Source organism: Novosphingobium sp. BF6 (genome assembly GCF_058273105.1).
This window is the reverse complement of record NZ_CM177775.1, coordinates 1,339,374-1,357,853: the sequence shown is the minus strand read 5'-3', so window position 1 is coordinate 1,357,853 and position 18,480 is coordinate 1,339,374. Positions and strand designations below refer to the sequence as shown.

Below are 18,480 nucleotides of genomic sequence, written 5' to 3'. Positions count from 1 at the left end.
GACGGAAATGGGCGCCCTGCAGCTCGGCAGGTTGATGTCCGCCGGACGGCGGGTCTATGGCAGGAAAAGACGTTCGCTGTGGCTAATCGGGCGACCGGGTCTGCTCGAAACTGCCGCGCTCAAGCTGTTCGACAAGCAACTAATTTTTTCGATTTGAGGCGGACGCTCAAGATCCTTTCAACGATGAGCGTTCCGCATGAACAGCTCAATTCTCACCGCAACGAGAACGTCCCGGAAATTTGATGATGTTGTCCCCGGCTTCCACGCTCTGCTGGACGAGCCGCAAATTGCCTCGTGTCTCCACGCCACGCAAATGTCGTTCTTGGACGTCGGAAATGCCATTCCGGTCCACGCCGGAGGAGGCCGAACCATCTTTCCCGGGCCGACCGCAGGCATCGACATAGTCGCCCCACTCCTGAAGCATACGCGCCCGAGGACCAAGATGCTGCGCGCTGTTATAAGCAGCCCGTACGGTATCATCCTCTACGTGAGCCAAGGCCAACTCGATCCAATCCGACCGATAGTCCTGGGATTCATTTGCCCAAGTCGAAGCCAGAGCCCGAAAGCCATGGATTGTCTGGCGGCTTCTATATCCCATCCGATAGCAACCGTAGAGCATCGTGTTTTCCGACATCTCGGATCCCTGCCGATCTCCGGGAAAAACGAACCCTCCTGCCGTCACCGCTGTCATTTCCCTTCGCCGCTTGAGGATTAGAACAGCCTGGGACGACAATGGGACCAAGTGCTCACGCTTCTTCTTCATGCGCTCCGCCGGCACTCTCCACACGGGCTGCCGACCATCCAAATCCTCTATCTCACTCCAGACCGCACCGCGCACTTCACCAGTGCGGGCCCACGTGAGCAACGTGAACATCATGGCGTCCCTGGTTCGATCACGCCGCCGGCTCCCATCTTCGCCGTCATACCCAGCAATGGCACGAACAAGATCCGGAACTTCCTGTTGTGGCACACGCGCCATGTGCTTCACTCGCGGCCGCGGTTTCAGGGCACCAATCAAATGCACCGTCGGATTTTCACGCGCCCAGCCGTTTGCGATCGCAAACCGGTAGACCTGGCTCACGCATTGGTTCGCGCGCCTGCTGATATCGAGAGCCCCCCTCGCCTCGATCTTCCTGATCATGTCCAGGATCTCGGGAACGGTTATCTCGGTGAGTGGACGGTGACCGATCGCAGGAAAAACATCCCTTTCCATCCGGCTGATTACCCTCTGGGCGTGAGCGGCATTCAATCCGCCAGCGCGATTCGCGTGCCAATCGCGTGCTACCTTTTCAAAGGTACGCTCTGCTGCCTGCTGTTCTTCCGCCTGCACCACACCCGGGTCTCGCCCCTCGGCAAGGCAGGCTCTGGCCTCGTCGCGCTTGGTCCGCGCAGCCGCGAGCGGAACGTCGGGATATTTCCCGAAGCTCAGCAGCTTTTCCTTGCCGCCGAATCGGTACTTCATCCGCCACAGCTTCGAGCCGTTCGGCTGGACGAACAGGTGCAATCCACCGCCGTCCGTCAGCTTGTATGCGCGGCTCCGGATCGCCGCATATTTAACTTCAAGTTCCTTGAGGGCCATGTGGGGGTATCGCCTGTTGGGGGTGCCGGCAAAAAATACCCCCAATTCCACCCCCAATTCAAATCGACGTGGGTGGTCCCACATGGACGTGAGCGGACGTTTGTGTGCCGTGACGGACGCCTTAAACGCTTGAAATTATTTTGAAAAAAGATGCCCCGAGACGTCTGCGGACAAAGCTGAACTGTCTCTGAAAAGGGGGTGTGGTAGCGGAGGAGCGTTCTGGCTTGGAGGATACCCTCCGCCGCATTCGATTGTGAATGAGACGCTTTGGCAACCGTCTCATCCATTTTTCGTAACGCATGGGAGATCGCAATCCTATAGATCGGCCATTGCAGTATGCGAGATGGAAATCAGGTGACCGTCATCGAGCAGCTTGCCCCTCGCGAGTGTCATTCGAATGCGATAGCTTTCGTATTATTTCAGATACCGGCCAAGCAGCCTCGACTGGTGATCCCTACGTTTGTCTGCCGCCCCCCTTTCCTGCGGCTTACAGGCATCAAGCAAGCAACCGCAAGGTAAGGGGGATAACTAGTTAAGGCAATGGCCTGCTAGATGCGATCAGTACCCTTTGCGCGACATACTGCATGAGAGAGATATCATGCCGTAGCAAATCCGCTTCCGCTGAGTAAGGAAGCAGCCGGTTTTGCACATCCGCTTCGTTCCCATCCTTTGTATGAACGATCTCACAGCGGATATCGTAAAGTCTGTTCGCCAGTTCATCCAGTATGTTAGACTTCTCACTCTCCACACTGAGTTTTGTTCGGGAAGAATTTTTTGCACTGACTTTATAGAACTCGGTACGCGCGTTACTCTCTGAAAGAAATGCACGGAAGTTGCCCTCGTCCACACACTCCCTGATAGTAGCCTTCAGTTGGGCGCGCTCGCTTCCCAACCCGCCAGAGCGAGCATGTAATGTCGTGAGTAACCGTCCAATATCAGCGTCACGATCCGCTTTGAATGCAGGATCCTTCAAAAGATTACGAACACGTTTCCGCGCTTCAGTGTCTGAATAGGTCGGGAAGTAGAATTCCACCGCCTGATAAAATGCCAAGAATTGAAGAAGAGGCATACCCGCCGCATTTCTCCCATACTGGTAAAGGGAGATTGGGGCGTGGTCGTACTCGTGCTTAGGGAATGGCATTTCCCGCAGAGCGTCCGAAGCTTTTTTCGTTGCACCTATACCAATAAATCCAGCACGATCTCTCACCAATCCTATCGCGACGTCCGAAAGAAGATCTATTTGAAAAGATAGAGCATCGCTCATTTTCTCTAAAACACTCAATACTTGATCGTGCTTCTTAGCCCCAAAACCTATCAATTTAATACTAAGTGGCTTACTGTACACCTTAGACTGCTGGACTAGCGCCAGAATTTCATTTGAAGCATCACCAAGCACGATCTTGCGATCAAATTCATCGTGGCTGAGGCAAATTTCGTTGCCTGACGACTGCGCGTAATCGACCTGACCAAAAAGCCGTCGCCTAGCAGCCATAAGACTTGCCGGGGCCAGCGGCCGAATGGCAGCCTCAATTATATCGATTTCGCGATTGTAAATTGCCCGGTAACCAGCAACAAACCTGAATTTCTCAAACTCAATGGCAAGGAGCTGCCTTGCACCTTCTGCATTGAATATTGATACTCTTCGCTCGCCCCTTCCTTGAGGTACTTTTAGAACAAGCACCTTATTAAGTGACACACTTGATTCTTCGATGTCGAATTTTATCTGTGCATCTTTCGCTCTTCGCTCGATATCTGCGATAGCATTCCGAAAGTTAACCTCATCTTCGGTCAGGGCACCTTCTATTATCTCTACAGACTCTGAACTCACGTATTCCCCCTGCTTCAATTCATATCGCCCGCAAACAGGCGGCCTATCGGAAAAAACGTAACATACGTAACCTTGGCGGAAATCCGCCATTTTTTACGTAACCGAAAGCGTAATATCAACGTAACGAGATTACATTTTCAGAATGTAACTTTTAGGATCAGAAAACCCTAGGATTTCTGCGGTTGTTACGTTTTCTGGCGAAAGAGGTAGCGGTCGATTACACCCGCGATGTAATCTCGAAAACGGCGGATTTCTGTGGGTTTCAGGCCGAAAATGGGGCGCCGGTTACGGATGTTACGCTTTTCCGCCCCCTCCCTCCTTAGATCGCTTGGCTAGTCGAACATTTTTCCGATCCTCGACCGGCGTCGGATGGGCCTGCCAGCTGCATCAAAGTGCATCAGCGCCGTGCCTCTCGCCATCGCCACCCGGCCGAGGAAGCTAGCCATTTTCCCGGCGCCGCCGGTATGCATCAAAACCGACACGAAAAGTGCGCGGGCGAGGCGGGGGATTAAGCGCGCTTTGAGGGGGTACGACTCCATGTCGCGGCAGCGCAATATTGTTACGCAACTCAAAGGGAATGGCGACCAAGGGTAGGCCGATTGACGGTCGCCCCGGCCGGGCGCACGATAACCGCATGTGCAACCTCTACCGGATGACAGCCCCTGCGGGCGCGGTCGCAGGATTGTTTCGAGCGACCACCGGCGCCGCGCCGAACTTCGCGGCCGAGGTCTACCCCGGCTATCCCGGCCTCGTCGTCGCTGACGGCACAATCCGCGCGATGAACTGGGGCTTCCCCCTCGTGCTCAAGAGCAAGAAGACTGGCGCGCCGCTCAAGCCCAAGCCGGTAAACAACACCCGCGAGGACAAGCTGCACACCGGCTTCTGGATCGACAGCTTCCGCAAACGGCGCTGCCTGATCCCCGTCACCGCCTGGGCAGAGGCCGAGGGCGCGAAAGGCGCGATGACGCGGACGTGGTACTCGCTGCCCGATCAGGATCTGTTTGCTGTCGCGGGCGTCTGGCGCCCGACGGCCGAGTGGGGCGACGCTTATTCCATGGTCATGGTGGATGGGTGCGAGCAGATGGCCGACGTGCATGACCGCATGCCGACGATTCTCGCCCAAGAGGATTGGGAGCGCTGGACGAACGGAGAACCGGACGAGGCCTTCGCGCTATGCCGCGTCTACGATGCCCCGCTGGTGGTCGATCGCACGGACGAGCCTTGGTTCAAGAGAGCCAGCCCACAACCTGCGCCGCGAACGCCACCGCCATCAGCAACGCTACTATGATCATCTCGGCATCTTTCAGCATTGTCCGGTGATCCCCTGCGATCCGCCGGTAGGCAACGCCGGATAGATCCACGCTGGACCATACCGCCGGACGCGCCTCAGTAGCTCAACCAGTCGAGTTCAGCCTCGTCCACGGCCTCGAACATATCGCCTTCAGCCTGGCCGACGCGCAGGCGCTGGCGGACAGCCTCCGGGTCTCCATCCTTGGGAAAGCCGCGATCGGCCATGGCACACTTCGCCAGTTCGCCGACCAGCCCTCCGCGCCCGGCCTGCATGAGCAGCCAGCGGCCGAATGCTCCGCGCTCTGCAGCCGAGGCCGTGCGACCTGCGGGCCGCAGGCGCAAATCTGGCGGCGCAGGCACGAAAGCGCGGAAATCCGGCCCTTTCGTAAAATCTTGGAAGGCTCCTCCACCCTCCGTGATCCTGCTGACTTCCCTACGTAAATCATCGAGCGTCGGCGTGGTGGGCGTCTGTTCCATGGCAATCCTCGCTATCGAATCGGTGGAACAAGCCTATCATGTTCTCTATATGTTCGCATCATGAGTCGACGCTTTCAGGCGTGCAGGAGGACAACAGATGGAACAGATTAAGGAAATCCGCCGAGCGGTCGCAAAGGCGCTGGAGACGCGCGGTCTAGATAACCGAGAGTTCCTGCGACAAATCCGCTCCGGCGAGCAGGACGATGGCCCTTACATGACCGGCGCCCTTGCCTGTGCCGCCATGCTGACCAAGCAGCCCACGCCCGGCTGATGCCGTGCGTTACCAGGACGGCCTGAGGATACCCACGCGGCTGTTCGAGGCCGCCGCCTGGCATTACCCGATCAAGGTGACGTGCGCGTGCGGCCGGTCGGCCGTCTTCGATCCCCATGCGCTATGGTATCTGTTCGAGCGCAGAGGATGGGACGAAACCTTCGCCCAGGCGAGAGGCCGTTTCTACTGCCGCGACTGCTGGCGAACGAAATGCCGCAAGCTGCGGCCTGCAAAGTTCGAGACCTGCCGGGAAGAACCGACGATCCACCTGCCGATGCCGGACGAACGGGAGTGGAAGCGGGCGATCAATCGGTTTCGCGGCTGAAGTTCAAGGCATCTCGCCCCCTCCATTCAATAGCTTAAAATTGCGGCAATACAGCGCAGATCCGCAAAGCCGCTAGCGAGAATCGGGAATGGCGTGCGACGGGCAACTTGCTCGATGTAGTCTGAGCCTACCGCCAACGGAATGTAACGATGATCGCCGATACTGTCAGGCTTGCTTACCGTAAAACCGCCATTGAAACGCTCAAAGGAGTCGTACGCCGCAGCCAACGAGGAAAAGAGGGTCGGTTCAATGATTTCACCTGTCTCCAAGGTAATCCAAGCATGAAGCCTTAGACCAGCCCCACTTTCTAAATCATGGACACCCATCCCTTCCATACCCCACCGTTGGACGTCCAATCGTGTTGGGCAGAACACAGGTTTGCTGCCTTTCCAGAGCTGCCCCAGTGTAAACCAAGCCTTTTGCCGCAGCGCCTTTTCGAAATGAGGCGTCAGATAATGTGACCATTTCACACATTGAAATGCGCTGTCCCTAAGATCAACGCCCATGCGCTTGAGACAAGCTTCGATTATATCGTCCGCATTTGATTTTACACGATTATGCCACTTAGGCATTTCAACCCTGAATGAATGCTCAACACTCCAATTTACTGCCGATTCGAATTCGACTTGATACTCTGTACGCTCTTTCGAGGGAATAATTTGCTTCCCAAAGAAAAGTGACCTTAAGCTCAACAGCAATCTCCAGCGGTGTTTCAACCATTATAGCCAATTGTTTTCTATAACTCCGGCAGATCTCAAGGCGATTGTTCTCAGACCGTTGCTTTTTCTCGTCTTTTGAAACGCACCGCCTCGACGCCCAACATGTCGTTCAGTTCGAGAAACACCGACTGCAACGGCTCGATCTCCAGCTCGAAAAACGCGTCGGTCGCCTTGGTCACATCCCCGAAGCCGCCAGCGTTGGCAGGCACGATGCCCAGCAGCTGGGGCGGCACCCGGTGCGCGGCGAGCACATCGTCGCGCGTCGTGTTCTTGATCCCGAGGAACTCGTCCTTTGCACCCGCCTCCGCGATCGACTTGATCTGGATCCCGGCCTCTTTGCCGTCCGGCGCATGGACGAAGAGGTTCCGAAAATTCCCCGGTCCCTTCGATCGCTTCAGGGCATCGCGCATCTTGTCGACGTCGCCATCGGCAAACGTGCCGGTCACATACATGATGTAACCCGCGTGGCTGCCGTTCTCATAGTAGCGGCGGCGGAACAGCGTGGCGTTCTCGTTGAGCAGCGCCGACTGCAAGGCCGATAGGTACTCCGGCAGACCATAGATCTCCTGGTTGACGTCCGGCGCGATCAGCTGGTGAACCGTGCCCGGCGCGAACTCGACCTCGGGCTGATGCCCCGGCACCCACCAGAAGTGCCCCGGCTCCACGCCGCGCCTGGTGTACTTGGCCAGCGCGTGGTCGAGCCGCAGCAGTCCGCCCAGGCGATTGCGGACCTCCTGCGCGTAAGCGTTGCCCATCACCAGATAGTCCTGCGCCATGCCCTTGAACGCCGCACGGCTCAGCCACTGGGTCGGCTCAAGGCTGGCGGCCAGCATGTTTCGCTTGAGGATGATCGCACTGGAATGGTGCGGCGAGGCGCGGAACGCGCGGGCAAGCCCATGCAGGGAGATCGGCGGCTCGTACCAGCGCTGGTTATGATAGCATTCCAGCATGTCGAGCATCGTTGCCCGGCTGAGCACCGGCTCGGGTTCGCCGAACGTGAAGGCCTGCACTTCGCCGCGGTTGTCGTTCGCGGAGACGATCGCGCCGTGCGATGCCTCCGCCGTTTCCTGACGGCTCATGCGGCGGGCACGGTTACGCTTGCTCATTCGATAATCTCCATCGTGCCCTTGGGCTTTTCCTTGCCGTCGAGCGGCTCGTTCATGAGGATGTGCATGGTCGCCCACGCGATGTCGGCATGGCCGTCGTCACCGCCGCGTCCGGCCTTGAATGTCACGTTGCGCCCGCTGGTGGTCAGCGTCTTCTTGATCGAGACGAAGGCCGAGACGATGTCGAGGTAGCTGCTCTCGAACGCCAGGCGCCCGCGCCGGATCACGTTCTGCGCCTTCATGATCATGCCCGCCTTCACTTCCAGCGAGTATTCGATCTTGGCGACGGAACAGCCCGGCAGCGCGCCCGGCTTGGCCAGCAGCTGATAGACACCGGCGCCAACGCCGGTCGCGTCAACGCCGAGGTATGTGCAGTTGTACCGGCCCAGCATCGCCTTGATGAATCCGGCCTGCTCTTCGAAGTCCTGACCGCGTAGCGGGTGCCGTTCGAGGATCCGGAACGTCCCACCCTCCGACCGCGGCGGCGCCGCGATTACCAGCGCCGCGTTGTCGCCGGTCTCGCTCGATTGCGGATCATAGCCCGCCCAAACCGCGCGATTGCCATAGGGCCGCGCCGCTTCCGGGTTGAAGTCCTCCCACTCGACCAAGCTGTCGCAGCCGCAGGCGATCAGGTCGTTGAACTTGAACGCGGACAGGCTGTCGTCCACGAACTCGCACATGTAGAGGTTCGCGAACTCGTCAGCCGCGTACTCGTCCTCAAGCTCTTCGATATCGAACAGGTCGCAGCCCGCGAGATCCGCGTCCCGGATGTTGACGATGTGCCGCCACACCCGGTCCGGTCCGACGCTACCAGCGGCAAGCGCCTGGTGGCTGACGTCGATCTCGATCCGGTCGGCCTTCTTCCGGCGCTTGTTGCGCCGCTCGCCGGTCCAGTACGGGTAAGCGGGATGTGCGATGGTCGATGGCGTCGAAAAGTAGGTTTTCCGCCACTTCTTGTGCGTCGCCATGCCAGAGGCGACTTTGTTCAACTCCTCGAACGAGTGGACCCAGAAGAATTCGTCGAAGTAGAAGTTGCCGCTGCGCCCCTGCGCGGTGCGGAAATTCGTGCCGAGGAAGTGCAGCTCGGCCCCGGCCTCCTCCGGCGGGCGCAGGTCGGAAGTGATGACCATCGGGTCGCCCGCCAGCGATACGCCCACCAGCTTGGCGAAGCTGACGATGTAGGACCGGAACTGGTGGGCCTGCGCCTTCGACGCTGACAGGAAGATCTGGTTACGCCCGGTCTCGATCGCGTCCATCAGCGCTTCGAAAGCGAAGAAGTAGGTGGCGCCGATCTGGCGCGACTTCAGGATCATGCGGGTGCGCTGATCCTTCTCCTTCCACCAGCGCAGCTGATAGTCGAAGCACCCGTCGAGGAAGATGCGCTTGAGTTCCTCGGCCTGCTCCTCGGTGAAGTGGTTCTTTTTCGGCGCCTTGCGCGGCCCGGCGTTGCGATTGCCGACCTTCTCGTTGAGGTCCCCGCTATGGCCGCCCGGCTGCTCGAAGCGCCGGACGCGGGCCGCGCTTTCGACCACTTTGCGCAGGGCGTCGATCTCAACATAATCGCCGCCGGTCTTCTTTTCCTTTGCGATCAAGGTCAGCAGGCGGATCTCGGTCGCGTCCTCCATTTTCTTGATCGACGGCGCCTCGTCCCACTTGTCGCGCTGGCGCCACGATTCGATCGTCGGCCGCGGGATCGGCTTGCCCTGATCGTTGGTCACGCCGTGCAGCGCGAACTCGTCGGCAATCTGCGTCACGCCCCACCCGCGCCAGTACAGGCTGCGGGCATGGCGACGCGGATCGAACTTCCATGTGGAGGCCAGCGGGTCGGGAAGGGTCGCGTTCGTGCTCATGGCGGCGACCATGCGCCGCGTTTTTGCCTTCAATCACCGCTGTCCATTTGGTCCAGCGCCAGACCAAATGGATGCCCTTGAGAAGATGCGCCCCAACGGTCCTTTTGGCCGGGTCAACACCGCTGCCGAACCCGCCGCACCCTCAAGGAACCGGACCGATCATGGCCAAGAGCAAGTTTTTCCGCGTCGCCGTCGAAGGCCCCACTGTCGATGGCCGCGTCATCGAGCGCGCTCTGCTCGAACAGGCTGCCGCCAGCTACGCGCCTGCCACCTATGCCGCGCGCATCAATTGCGAGCACATCGCCGGGTACAGCCCGGACAAGCCCTTCAATGCCTACGGCACCGTGCTGTCGCTGCGCACCGAAGAGGTCGAACTCACTATCAACGGCGCGCCGAAGAAGCTGCTCAGCCTGGTCGCAGAGATCGAAGCCAACGACCAGCTGGTCGCGCTCAACAAAGCCGGTCAGAAGCTCTACACCAGCTGCGAACTTCACCCCAATTTCGCAGGGGAAGGCAAAGGCTACCTCGTCGGTCTCGCCATCACCGACACCCCGGCATCGCTCGGCACCGAACCGCTGAAGTTTGCGGTCCAGTCCCGGCCCAACTTCTTCACCTCGGCTTACGAGACTGAGCTTGAGATCGAGCCGTCGCTCGACGGTGCGACCATCGCCGAAGCGACCAAGTCCGGTTTCATCGCCGCGTTCGCCACGCTGTTCAAGTCGGACAAGCCCAAGGAACCGGTCACCCCGCCGCCTGCCCCGGCACCCGCCAACGACAACGCACCCGACATCGAACGCTTCGCCGCCGTCATGGGCGAGCAGGCGGCCGCTGCCGTGAAGCCTTCGAATGATGCTGTCGCCGCCCTCGGCGCTCGCTTCGACAAGCTGGAAGCCCAGCTGGCCTCCACCGAACAGCCGCAGAATTTCCGTCGCGACCCTGCAACCGGCGGCGGCGGCGATGCCGCGCTCCTGACCGACTGCTGATCGGCCCGCCCCCACCTGCCCAAGCCCCTCGCGCCTCTCAGGAGCAACCCAAATGCGTAAAGAAACCCGCGCAGCCTACAAGAAGTACGTCGCCCGCGTTGCCGAACTCAACGGCATCGACGAAGCCGATACCGTTGCCAAGTTCAGCGTGGCCCCGTCTGTCGAACAGACGCTGGAAGAGAAGATCCAGGAATCGAGCGAGTTCCTGCAGCAGGTCAGCGTAGTGCCGGTCGTGGCCCAGTCCGGCGACAAGGTCGGCGTCGGCGCAACCCGCCCGCTGGCCGGGCGCACCAACACCAAGAACGGTGAGCGCCGGACCCCCAGCGATCCGACCGACACCACCGACGACGGCGGCTACTTCTGCCGCCAGACCAACTATGACCACGCGATCCCCTACGCCAAGCTCGACCAGTGGCGCCACAAACCGAATTTCCAGACGCTGCTGCGCGACGTGATCCTGAAACAGCAGGGCCGCGACCGCATCATGATCGGTTTCAACGGCACCTCGGCCGCCGCGACCACCAATCGCGCCGCCAATCCGCTGCTGCAGGACGTCAACGAAGGCTGGCTGCACAAGATCCGCACCCATGCCGACGAGCGCGTACTCGATGACGGCGCGCTTACAGACGGCCCCGACAAGGCGATCTACGTCGCTGCCGATGTCGACATCGTCGAAGTCATCGACGGCGAGGTCACGAACGCCGACACCGCCAAGGCCGACTATGCCAACCTCGACGCGGTCGCCTTCGACGCGCTCGATCTGCTCGATCCCTGGAATCGCAGCGATACCGACCTTGTCGTCATCGTAGGCTGGGCACTGGTGAAGGACAAGTATCTGAACCTGCTGCAGGCCGCCGGTGACACCGCGACCGAACGCGAAGCCGCGCACCGCATCCTGACGCTGCCCAAGCAGCTGGCAGGCAAGCGCGCCGTCATCGTGCCGTTCTTCCCCGAGGATTCGCTGCTGATCACCAGCCTCGATAACCTTGCGATCTACTGGCAGGAAGAGACCCGCCGCCGCCAGCTCAAGGATGAGCCGGCACTCGACCAGATCGAGAACTACGAGTCCGTCAACGAGGACTACGTGGTGGAAGACTACGGTCGCTGCGCCCTCGTCGAGAACATCAAGATGGCCAAGAAGCCCGCCTGACCGGCCGGTTTCGCCACCCGTAGCCGCTCCCGTCACAGGATATCACCATGAGCCTCGCTCGTCTTAAGCGTGATCGCGTACTCGCTGCCCAGACCATCACCGCAGCAACCGCACCTGTCACGGGGGCGGTTGCCTCCCCCGCTGCCGCTCTCCCTTCGGCAGCGGGGGGCAAGGCAACGCCCGCCGACCGGGCCGCCGCCGAGATCGCCCTGCGCCTGACGCACGATCTGCGCCGCCTGAAGGAAATCAAGTCGATCGACCGCAAGATCGAAGCCAAGCGCCAGATGCTCCCGCAGTACAACGCGTGGATCGTCGGCGTGCTGAGCGCCGATGCAGGCGTCGGCTCCGGTATCGCCGCTGATGTCGTTCCCACCTGCATGGTCTGGTCGATCGACGTCGGCGCCTACACGGTCGCCCTCCACATCGCCGAATTCCTGCTGCGCCACCATGTGGCGATGCCCAAGCGCTACGAGCGCGATGTCGCCACGATCCTCGTCGAAGAGATCGCCGACGCCGCCTTGAAGGTCCAGAACACCGGCAAGGCCTTCCCGCTGTCCGTGCTCGACACTGCCGACAATCTGACCATCGGTCTCGACCTCCACGATCAGGTTCGCGCCAAGCTGCTCAAGGCCATCGGCATCGAGCAGCTGCGCAAAGCCGAGGAAATGCCTGCCGAAAGCAGCCAGGTCCCTCTCGAAAGTGCCCTCATCAACCTTCGCGAAGCCCAGCGTCTGTTTGACCGCATCGGCGTGAAGGATCGCGTCAAGCGCGCGGAAAAGCTGCTGGCTGCTGTCAGCGCTGCCGCGCCCACCACCGACACCGGCGGCAATCCTGCCGCGTAACAAGCTCGCCCCCGGCGCTCAGGGGCGGATCGCGCGCTGCGGGAGGCTTTCGGGCCGTAGGGCCGCCAGCTGACCCGATCCCCACCCCTGTTAGCCGGGCGGCCGAAATGGAACCCCGCGATGAACCTCGTCCTGATCGTCCTGCTGATTGCCACGCTGTTTTGCACTGCGGCCTTTGCCGACACCGTTCGCAATCTCGTGCATAGACTGGCCTTGGTCGCAGGAGTCGCACTGCTGCTGCGGCCGCCGAACACTGCAATGCTCCCAGCGCTGCAGGCCTCAAAGCTGGCAATCTTCCGCATATTGCCAGCTAGGCGCGCCCTAATTGTCTTCGGCCTCTATTCGCTCGCTTGGGCAGCTATCTGGGCTCTCTGCGCGTATACGACTGGACGGCTCGCCGCTACGTTGGGTCTGGCGGCTTATCGTGCCCTGACGGCCGTATGACCTTCATCGCCAACCCTCCTGGAGATGCGATCGAGGCTCCGCCCGCCGACGAAGGCGTCATCACCAACGACGGCTTCTTCCCCGACATCGCACTCGCCGCTGTGCGCGCAGATGCCCGCATTTCGAGCAGTATCACTGTGCCCCGGCTGCGGGCCGCGATCCTTGGCGCCATCATGTCGGTGGAATACGATCTGCGCGCCTACGCCGCGCGGTCAATCGCCGCCGGGCACGCCACGCTTGCCGATGTCCCCTCGCCGCAGCTGGACGGCCAGAGCCAGCAGCTGATCCGCTACCACCGTGCCGTCAGCCTCTACGCCAAGGCCGAACTGGTCGAGCGCTACCGCGACTTCGATACGACCAGCGCAGGCGGCAACCAGGCGGACGATCTCACGCCCTCGATCGGGGAACTGCGCCGGGATGCCCTGCATGCCGTGCGCGACATTCTCGGCGTATCGCGGACCACGGTGGACCTGATCTGATGGCCGCCGCGCAGCGCCTCCGGTCCAAACAGGGCGACACGCTCGACCAGCTGCTCTGGCGCGAAGCCGGGCTGGGACCGGGCGAACTGACGCGTGTGCTCGATGCCAACCCCGGCCTTGCCGACAGCGGGAAGGTGCTGCCGCTCGGCACCGTCGTCCTGATCCCCGCCACTGCAACCACCTCCACCAGCGCGAACCGCGTGCTCCCCCTCATCCAGCTTTGGAGCTGACACATGGAACTGCGCCCCATTTTCGAAGCCGCGGCTGAATTTCTCGGCTCGCTTTCGCCCTCGCTGATCGGCTCGGCGGTCGCCCAGGCATGGAAGCCCGGCCTCTCGTACCGCCAGCGCTTCGTCCAGTGGGCTGTCGGCTCGACGGTCAGCTACTACGCCACGCTCGCGATCGTGTTCTCGACCGGATGGAGCGGCCTGGTGGCGCAGTCGATCGGCTTCGGCATCGCCCTGCTCGCCTACGACGCCACACCCAAGCTGGCCAAGGCCGCGATCGACACGCTCGCCAGCCTTCCGGCCCGCCTCGCCGACCGCTTCCTCCCCAAGAAGGACTGACCCCATGACCGCCAAGTCGCGCTGCGCGCTCGCCAACCCTGCCGCCTTCTTCGCTTCGCTCCGCTCGATCACCGGCGGCCTCGATCAGAAACAGGTCAACATCGTCAATGCCATCATGGCATCCGCCGCCGCGTGGCCGGTGGGCTGGCTGGCCTATGCGCTCGCCACCGCCTGGCATGAAGCCCGCTTCACCCCGCAGCGCGAGTGGGGCCTCGGCAAGGGCAGGCCCTACGCCGCCCCCGGCAAGTACGGTCATCCGCAGTACGGTCGCGGCCTCGTCCAGCTGACGTGGGACCGCAATTACGAGTGGGCGGACAAGGCGCTCGGCCTCAAGGGTGCCCTGCTCAAGAACTTCGACCTCGCCCTCGACCCCGACCTGTCGGTGCGCATCCTCGTCAAGGGCATGGAAGACGGCGCGTTCACCGGGCGCAGCCTCAGTCGCTACGTCTCCGAGACCGGAACCCGCGACCAGTTCGTGCAGGCCCGCCGCATCATCAACGGCACCGATCGCGCCGACGACATCGCCGACATTGCCGAGAAGATTCAGGCCGCGCTGATCAGGAGTCGGTGGGCGTGACCCTCGGCCTCTCCCACGTCATTCTCGCCGGGGCGCTCACCGCGAGCGCTGCCGGCATTGGCGGTTTCTTCTACGGCACCGGCGTCGGTGCCGCACAGGAACAGGCCGCCCAGAAGCGCGCCGACGATGCCGCGCGCGCCGAACGCGACCGGCTGCAAGGCCAGATCGACGCCTCCACCGAGCGCAGCCAGGCCGCCGAATATGCCCGGCAGACCAACGTCAGGGAAATCTACCGTGAAAGCCAGAAGGTCATTGAGCGGCCGGTGTATCGCAATATCTGCATTGATGCTGACGGTGTCGGCCTGCTCGACCGCGCCGCGTCCGTCGCCAACGGCGAGGGTGTCCCCGGCCCTGCTGGCGCCGCCCCCGGCGCTTCCGAAGGTCCAGCGCGGTAGCACCGGCGAGATGACCGGCGCCGACGCACATGCCAGCCTCACCGCGCTCTACGACGTCGCCGGGCAGATCCGCGCGGCCTTCGTCGAACTGCAGGGGCAGGTTCGCGCCATGCAGGCGCCCGGCACGGGAGGCACCGATGCGCAAGGCAAATGACCTGCGCCGCTGGCTCACCGCCTACCTGCCGGACCTGAAGAAGAACCCGGAGAACCTCAGCATCTACATCGACGCGGGCCAGATCAACGCCCGCCGGTCGAAGACGCTGTCGTTCTCCTACAGCTACGCGCTCAAGGTCACGATCTTCGACTTCGCTGCCGATCCCGATACGCTGATGGTCCCGATCCTGGCATGGATCGAAAAGGAACAGCCGCAGCTGCTGCAGCGCGCCGACAGCCAGCCCTTCGGCTTCGAAGCACAGCCGCTCGACACGGAAAAGTTCGATATCGAGATTTCGATCGACCTGACCGAGCCGGTGCTCGTGATTCCCCGGCCAGACGGCAGCGGCTACGACGTCGACCATATCCCCGAACCTAAGTTCCCAGACAGCTTCGCGGGCGTCCAAGCCTCGTTCCTCCAAGGCTTCGGCAACACCGAACTGCTGGTCGAGACCGAGGATCCTGAAGCCGTGCTCACGCCCGCCGTCCCGCCCGCCGCATGACCGACGATCTCTCCGAACTGGAACGAGTAGCAGGCGCGCTCCTGCGCAGCCTGTCCGCCGCCGAGCAGCGCGGCCTGATGCGCCGCATGGGCCGCGACCTCGCCGCCAGCCAGCGCCGCCGCATTGCCGCCCAGCAGCAGCCGGACGGCAGCGCCTTCGAAGCGCGCCGGGAGCGGACGCCCGCGCAGCCAGGTCGCGGCCCCGCCTGCTTCCTCTACCCGGCGGGCGGCGGCGGCGAACCGCGCCGTGTCCTGATGAAGAGCTTCACATGGGGCAGCGGCCACATGCTCACCGGCTTCGACATCGAGGCCGGTGCCATCCGCTCGTTCGAATTCAACAAGATCGTGAAGTGGCTTCCCGTGCCCGAGGAGCATCGCGGCAGCAGCGCCGCGCGCAAGCGACCTGCCCGCATCCGCCGCCGCGCGATGTTCCGCCGACTGGCCACGGCGCGATTCCTGCGCAGCGGCGTGGACGATCAGGGCGTCTGGGTCGGCTTCACCGGCAAGGTTGCGCAGATCGCCAGCGTTCACCAGTACGGCCTGCGGGACAAACCGTCGCTGCGAACGAAAGTCGTCTCGTACCCAAAGCGCGAATTGTTGGGTCTAACCACCCTCGATAGAGAACACCTACTCGATTTGCTTTTTGATCACCTCATCGATTAACAGATCAGCTATCTTAACAGCAATTGCACTGACGCCTCTCAGGTACACGCGAATATTTTTCGCGCAGTTCGAATGTAAATTCTTTGTACTTAGGCTCGGAAGCCCCTAATCTCGGCTAGTTCCGCCAATGTAAGGGGTACGCTGAGATGCCGTCAAGGCAAGATCAGAGAGGCTATAGCACAAAACCCGATCATCCTAGTGATGCAGCTATCGCTGCCGCATCGTCAGCAATGAGTTGGGCGTCCCAATCTCCTGCTGCTATCATAGCTGCCTTCAGTGCTACGTAATCAGCACTTCTTGTCAAAACTGTTGCAGTCACCGCACTGAATGGCTGATCATTACGGCACAACTCAAGTGCGGCTTTGATTTTACGGATGACGGCACGCCGTTGCCTCGTGGAGGCTGCTGGGGGAATATCCACATAAAGGATATGCAATTCTTCTAGCTTACGCTTAAATGTCTCTCCTAGGCGGTAACGCATAACGCCAAGACGCATAACGTCATCCAAGTTAACTTCGATGACGGCATTCTCACCTTCTTTAGTCAATCCTATCGGCCTATACGCCTCATCTAAGCGGATATGAGCCGACGGATCTACTAATACCGGATCTACCATCATTTGCCCCGGCAGCGCGACATCCCAGTCGCTTTTCTTTCCGTTGCACCTACGGCAAGCTGGTAAAAGATTGCTCCAGTCTAGGACTCGGTGCGGATGATGATGTTTGGCGAAGAAATGCTCCACCTCAAGGTAGGCGGTGCCCTCTCCAAGGCGGATCTCGCAATAAGCGCATTTTCCGCCGGACATATCCGATAAGGCCGTCTTAATTTCATCCACATTCCACACCGCAGTTTCGTCTGCAATGAACCGAGCTGTATTGGCGGCAACGTATGCAGCGGTAAGCACTCCGGGAGCTTGCGGCCTAACAAGTCGAATCATTAGATGCTTTCAATCTCTATAATTTGACGCACGATGCTTGAAGGATGAAGGGCTCGGTATATATTTTTCTTCGCGTCTTTGATGGCCTCTTTATCTTTTCGCGTTACTGCGCTTTCATATCGTTCCATCATCTCAGCAAATGCCGGTGGCCGCGGGTCATCCATTCCCATCACGTCTCGGAGAATTTCTTCTACCGTCCAGCCGATGAGACCGAACTCGGCATCAACTCCCTGAAGTTCAAGAGGTTTGGTTCCATACTTTGGTAAGACAATCAGGTTGTCAGGTCGCGCGTGCTGAATCATGTGCGGGCTATGGGTTGAAACAATCATCTGGGCCCGAGGGTAAGCTGCCTCCAAAGCGCGTAACATAGGCCCATGCCAAGTTGGATGCAGATGAAGGTCTAACTCGTCCACCAAAATAAGGCCGGCAAAACTCTCAGCAGGTACATCAAGCTTGCGAAACTCAATTTCCTTCAAGATCCCGAAAATCATTCCGTAAGACGTCCGAAATCCCGCCGACATGTATTCGAACGGAATCAAACCCGATGGAGTATTCAAGAAAATATCAAACGTCGAGCTGTCAACATGACTTAACGTCACCCCTGAATCCAATAAAGAAAAAAATGTCTTTGCTAAAGTAAGGTTAGTCCGCCGATACACAGGCCAATTGGCTGAGTGAGGTTCCATCAAATATCGATTACTAAACCACTGCTTTACATCACCGACCGCAATCCCGGACAACGCTTCAGTCTGAGACTGATATGCATTCTTGTCCGGGTCTCGCAAAACACCTTGGAGGGGACTGTAACCAAAATCCCGACTACTTTTAACGTAAATGAGTTGGCTTGCCGCCTCACTTCCTCTCCCGAAGGGACTAGCCTGCTCATTGGGACCAAAGTTGGTAAGTTCGCCCAATCCGATGTGGGGATCTCCATTCAAAATGACAGAATACTCAATTTCACCCTTTGCTGTTCCAGCTCGGCGGCGTAAGTGATGTAGTGAATGGCCAGTAATAAACGCTGAGGCAACAGCATCCAGAACTGTTGTTTTTCCAACACCATTCGGACCACACAGGATATTCAATCGTGGTCCAAAACGGATACTCATGTCGTGAAAACCGCCAACATCGCGCAAACTAAGCTTGTCGATACGAATGCGGGGTTCAATCATGTTTACATACCCTATGGAAGTGAGTGGTTCGCGCAAAAATACGCGTACTTAACATGTTGGAAGATGGCAGCTATCTGAGAACTGCTGCTCTTAACCTAACATTCTCCCGTTGGCCAATCATTCACTGAGTGCGACATATTCAGCCTGCGTGCGTTTACAACGATCATTTGGTCAG

Annotated in this window: 24 protein-coding genes; 16 read left to right on the top strand and 8 right to left on the bottom strand. The window is 60.0% G+C overall.

Features of this window, described 5'->3' with window-relative positions; translation table 11 throughout:
- Positions 1-7 precede the first annotated feature (7 nt).
- Positions 8-157 carry a hypothetical protein gene (locus tag AC4D6D_RS06815; RefSeq protein ID WP_491327018.1) on the top strand — a complete coding sequence of 50 codons (150 nt, stop codon included), beginning with the start codon at positions 8-10 and terminating at the stop codon, positions 155-157.
- 48 nt (positions 158-205) lie between these two features.
- On the opposite strand, the gene AC4D6D_RS06810 is transcribed toward AC4D6D_RS06815, so the two are convergent.
- Entirely contained in the window at positions 206-1,579 is a 1,374-nt protein-coding gene (locus tag AC4D6D_RS06810; protein WP_491327017.1) for a tyrosine-type recombinase/integrase, read from the bottom strand.
- Between the two features lie 532 nt (positions 1,580-2,111).
- Positions 2,112-3,425 (bottom strand): hypothetical protein, encoded by a 1,314-nt coding sequence (locus AC4D6D_RS06805; protein ID WP_491327016.1) that lies wholly within the window; start codon positions 3,423-3,425, stop codon positions 2,112-2,114.
- A 616-nt stretch (positions 3,426-4,041) separates the two neighbouring features.
- On the opposite strand from AC4D6D_RS06805, the gene AC4D6D_RS06800 reads away from it, so the two are divergent.
- Entirely contained in the window at positions 4,042-4,695 is a 654-nt protein-coding gene (locus AC4D6D_RS06800; RefSeq protein ID WP_491327015.1) for an SOS response-associated peptidase, read from the top strand.
- A 98-nt stretch (positions 4,696-4,793) separates the two neighbouring features.
- Here the strand turns inward: AC4D6D_RS06800 and AC4D6D_RS06795 are convergent, their stop codons facing one another.
- Positions 4,794-5,057, bottom strand: coding sequence for a hypothetical protein (locus AC4D6D_RS06795; RefSeq protein ID WP_491327014.1), 264 nt, complete (start codon positions 5,055-5,057; stop codon positions 4,794-4,796).
- Between the two features lie 214 nt (positions 5,058-5,271).
- Between AC4D6D_RS06795 and AC4D6D_RS06790 the strand changes: the two genes are divergently transcribed.
- On the top strand, positions 5,272-5,445 hold the full coding sequence (locus tag AC4D6D_RS06790; RefSeq protein WP_491327013.1) for a hypothetical protein: 174 nt from the start codon (positions 5,272-5,274) through the stop codon (positions 5,443-5,445).
- A gap of 4 nt (positions 5,446-5,449) precedes the next feature.
- Positions 5,450-5,770, top strand: a complete 321-nt coding sequence (locus AC4D6D_RS06785; RefSeq protein WP_491327012.1) for a hypothetical protein — start codon at positions 5,450-5,452, stop codon at positions 5,768-5,770.
- Positions 5,771-5,796: 26 nt separating this feature from the next.
- Here the strand turns inward: AC4D6D_RS06785 and AC4D6D_RS06780 are convergent, their stop codons facing one another.
- The 3 genes from AC4D6D_RS06780 to AC4D6D_RS06770 are packed head-to-tail and all read right to left on the bottom strand — an operon-like array spanning position 5,797 to position 9,445.
- Positions 5,797-6,486 (bottom strand): hypothetical protein, encoded by a 690-nt coding sequence (locus AC4D6D_RS06780; RefSeq protein WP_491327011.1) that lies wholly within the window; start codon positions 6,484-6,486, stop codon positions 5,797-5,799.
- 53 nt (positions 6,487-6,539) lie between these two features.
- Positions 6,540-7,595 (bottom strand): phage portal protein, encoded by a 1,056-nt coding sequence (locus AC4D6D_RS06775; protein WP_491327010.1) that lies wholly within the window; start codon positions 7,593-7,595, stop codon positions 6,540-6,542.
- Positions 7,592-9,445, bottom strand: coding sequence for a terminase large subunit domain-containing protein (locus AC4D6D_RS06770; RefSeq protein ID WP_491327009.1), 1,854 nt, complete (start codon positions 9,443-9,445; stop codon positions 7,592-7,594). Before AC4D6D_RS06770 ends, AC4D6D_RS06775 begins: the two co-directional genes overlap by 4 nt.
- Positions 9,446-9,606: 161 nt before the next feature.
- Here AC4D6D_RS06770 and AC4D6D_RS06765 point away from each other — a divergent pair, with 161 nt between their 5' ends.
- The 12 genes from AC4D6D_RS06765 (at position 9,607) to AC4D6D_RS06710 (ending at position 16,199) form a co-directional block, all read left to right on the top strand.
- Positions 9,607-10,428: a GPO family capsid scaffolding protein gene (locus tag AC4D6D_RS06765; RefSeq protein ID WP_491327008.1), complete on the top strand. Its 822-nt coding sequence runs from the start codon at positions 9,607-9,609 to the stop codon at positions 10,426-10,428.
- 52 nt (positions 10,429-10,480) lie between these two features.
- Complete coding sequence (locus tag AC4D6D_RS06760; RefSeq protein WP_491327007.1) at positions 10,481-11,578, top strand: phage major capsid protein, P2 family; 1,098 nt, start codon at positions 10,481-10,483, stop codon at positions 11,576-11,578.
- 47 nt (positions 11,579-11,625) lie between these two features.
- The gene (locus AC4D6D_RS06755) at positions 11,626-12,420 is read left to right on the top strand and encodes a phage terminase small subunit (protein ID WP_491327006.1); all 795 of its coding nucleotides are present in this window, start codon (positions 11,626-11,628) and stop codon (positions 12,418-12,420) included.
- A gap of 120 nt (positions 12,421-12,540) precedes the next feature.
- Positions 12,541-12,864, top strand: coding sequence for a hypothetical protein (locus AC4D6D_RS06750; protein ID WP_491327005.1), 324 nt, complete (start codon positions 12,541-12,543; stop codon positions 12,862-12,864).
- Positions 12,861-13,343 (top strand): head completion/stabilization protein, encoded by a 483-nt coding sequence (locus AC4D6D_RS06745; RefSeq protein WP_491327004.1) that lies wholly within the window; start codon positions 12,861-12,863, stop codon positions 13,341-13,343. Before AC4D6D_RS06750 ends, AC4D6D_RS06745 begins: the two co-directional genes overlap by 4 nt.
- On the top strand, positions 13,343-13,573 hold the full coding sequence (locus AC4D6D_RS06740; RefSeq protein WP_159831530.1) for a tail protein X: 231 nt from the start codon (positions 13,343-13,345) through the stop codon (positions 13,571-13,573). The genes AC4D6D_RS06745 and AC4D6D_RS06740 overlap by 1 nt, the downstream gene beginning before the upstream one ends.
- A gap of 3 nt (positions 13,574-13,576) precedes the next feature.
- Positions 13,577-13,909, top strand: a complete 333-nt coding sequence (locus AC4D6D_RS06735; protein WP_491327003.1) for a hypothetical protein — start codon at positions 13,577-13,579, stop codon at positions 13,907-13,909.
- A gap of 4 nt (positions 13,910-13,913) precedes the next feature.
- Entirely contained in the window at positions 13,914-14,486 is a 573-nt protein-coding gene (locus AC4D6D_RS06730) for a hypothetical protein (RefSeq protein ID WP_491327002.1), read from the top strand.
- Complete coding sequence (locus AC4D6D_RS06725) at positions 14,477-14,881, top strand: hypothetical protein (RefSeq protein ID WP_491327001.1); 405 nt, start codon at positions 14,477-14,479, stop codon at positions 14,879-14,881. The genes AC4D6D_RS06730 and AC4D6D_RS06725 overlap by 10 nt, the downstream gene beginning before the upstream one ends.
- 10 nt (positions 14,882-14,891) lie before the next feature.
- Entirely contained in the window at positions 14,892-15,035 is a 144-nt protein-coding gene (locus AC4D6D_RS06720; RefSeq protein WP_491327000.1) for a hypothetical protein, read from the top strand.
- The gene (locus AC4D6D_RS06715) at positions 15,019-15,537 is read left to right on the top strand and encodes a phage tail protein (protein WP_491326999.1); all 519 of its coding nucleotides are present in this window, start codon (positions 15,019-15,021) and stop codon (positions 15,535-15,537) included. Before AC4D6D_RS06720 ends, AC4D6D_RS06715 begins: the two co-directional genes overlap by 17 nt.
- The gene (locus AC4D6D_RS06710; RefSeq protein WP_491326998.1) at positions 15,534-16,199 is read left to right on the top strand and encodes a phage virion morphogenesis protein; all 666 of its coding nucleotides are present in this window, start codon (positions 15,534-15,536) and stop codon (positions 16,197-16,199) included. Before AC4D6D_RS06715 ends, AC4D6D_RS06710 begins: the two co-directional genes overlap by 4 nt.
- Before the next feature lie 190 nt (positions 16,200-16,389).
- On the opposite strand, the gene AC4D6D_RS06705 is transcribed toward AC4D6D_RS06710, so the two are convergent.
- Both AC4D6D_RS06705 and AC4D6D_RS06700 read right to left on the bottom strand, forming a co-directional pair.
- Positions 16,390-17,103 (bottom strand): HNH endonuclease, encoded by a 714-nt coding sequence (locus AC4D6D_RS06705; protein WP_491326997.1) that lies wholly within the window; start codon positions 17,101-17,103, stop codon positions 16,390-16,392.
- A 32-nt stretch (positions 17,104-17,135) separates the two neighbouring features.
- The gene (locus AC4D6D_RS06700; protein ID WP_491326996.1) at positions 17,136-18,305 is read right to left on the bottom strand and encodes an AAA family ATPase; all 1,170 of its coding nucleotides are present in this window, start codon (positions 18,303-18,305) and stop codon (positions 17,136-17,138) included.
- Positions 18,306-18,480: the final 175 nt, after the last annotated feature.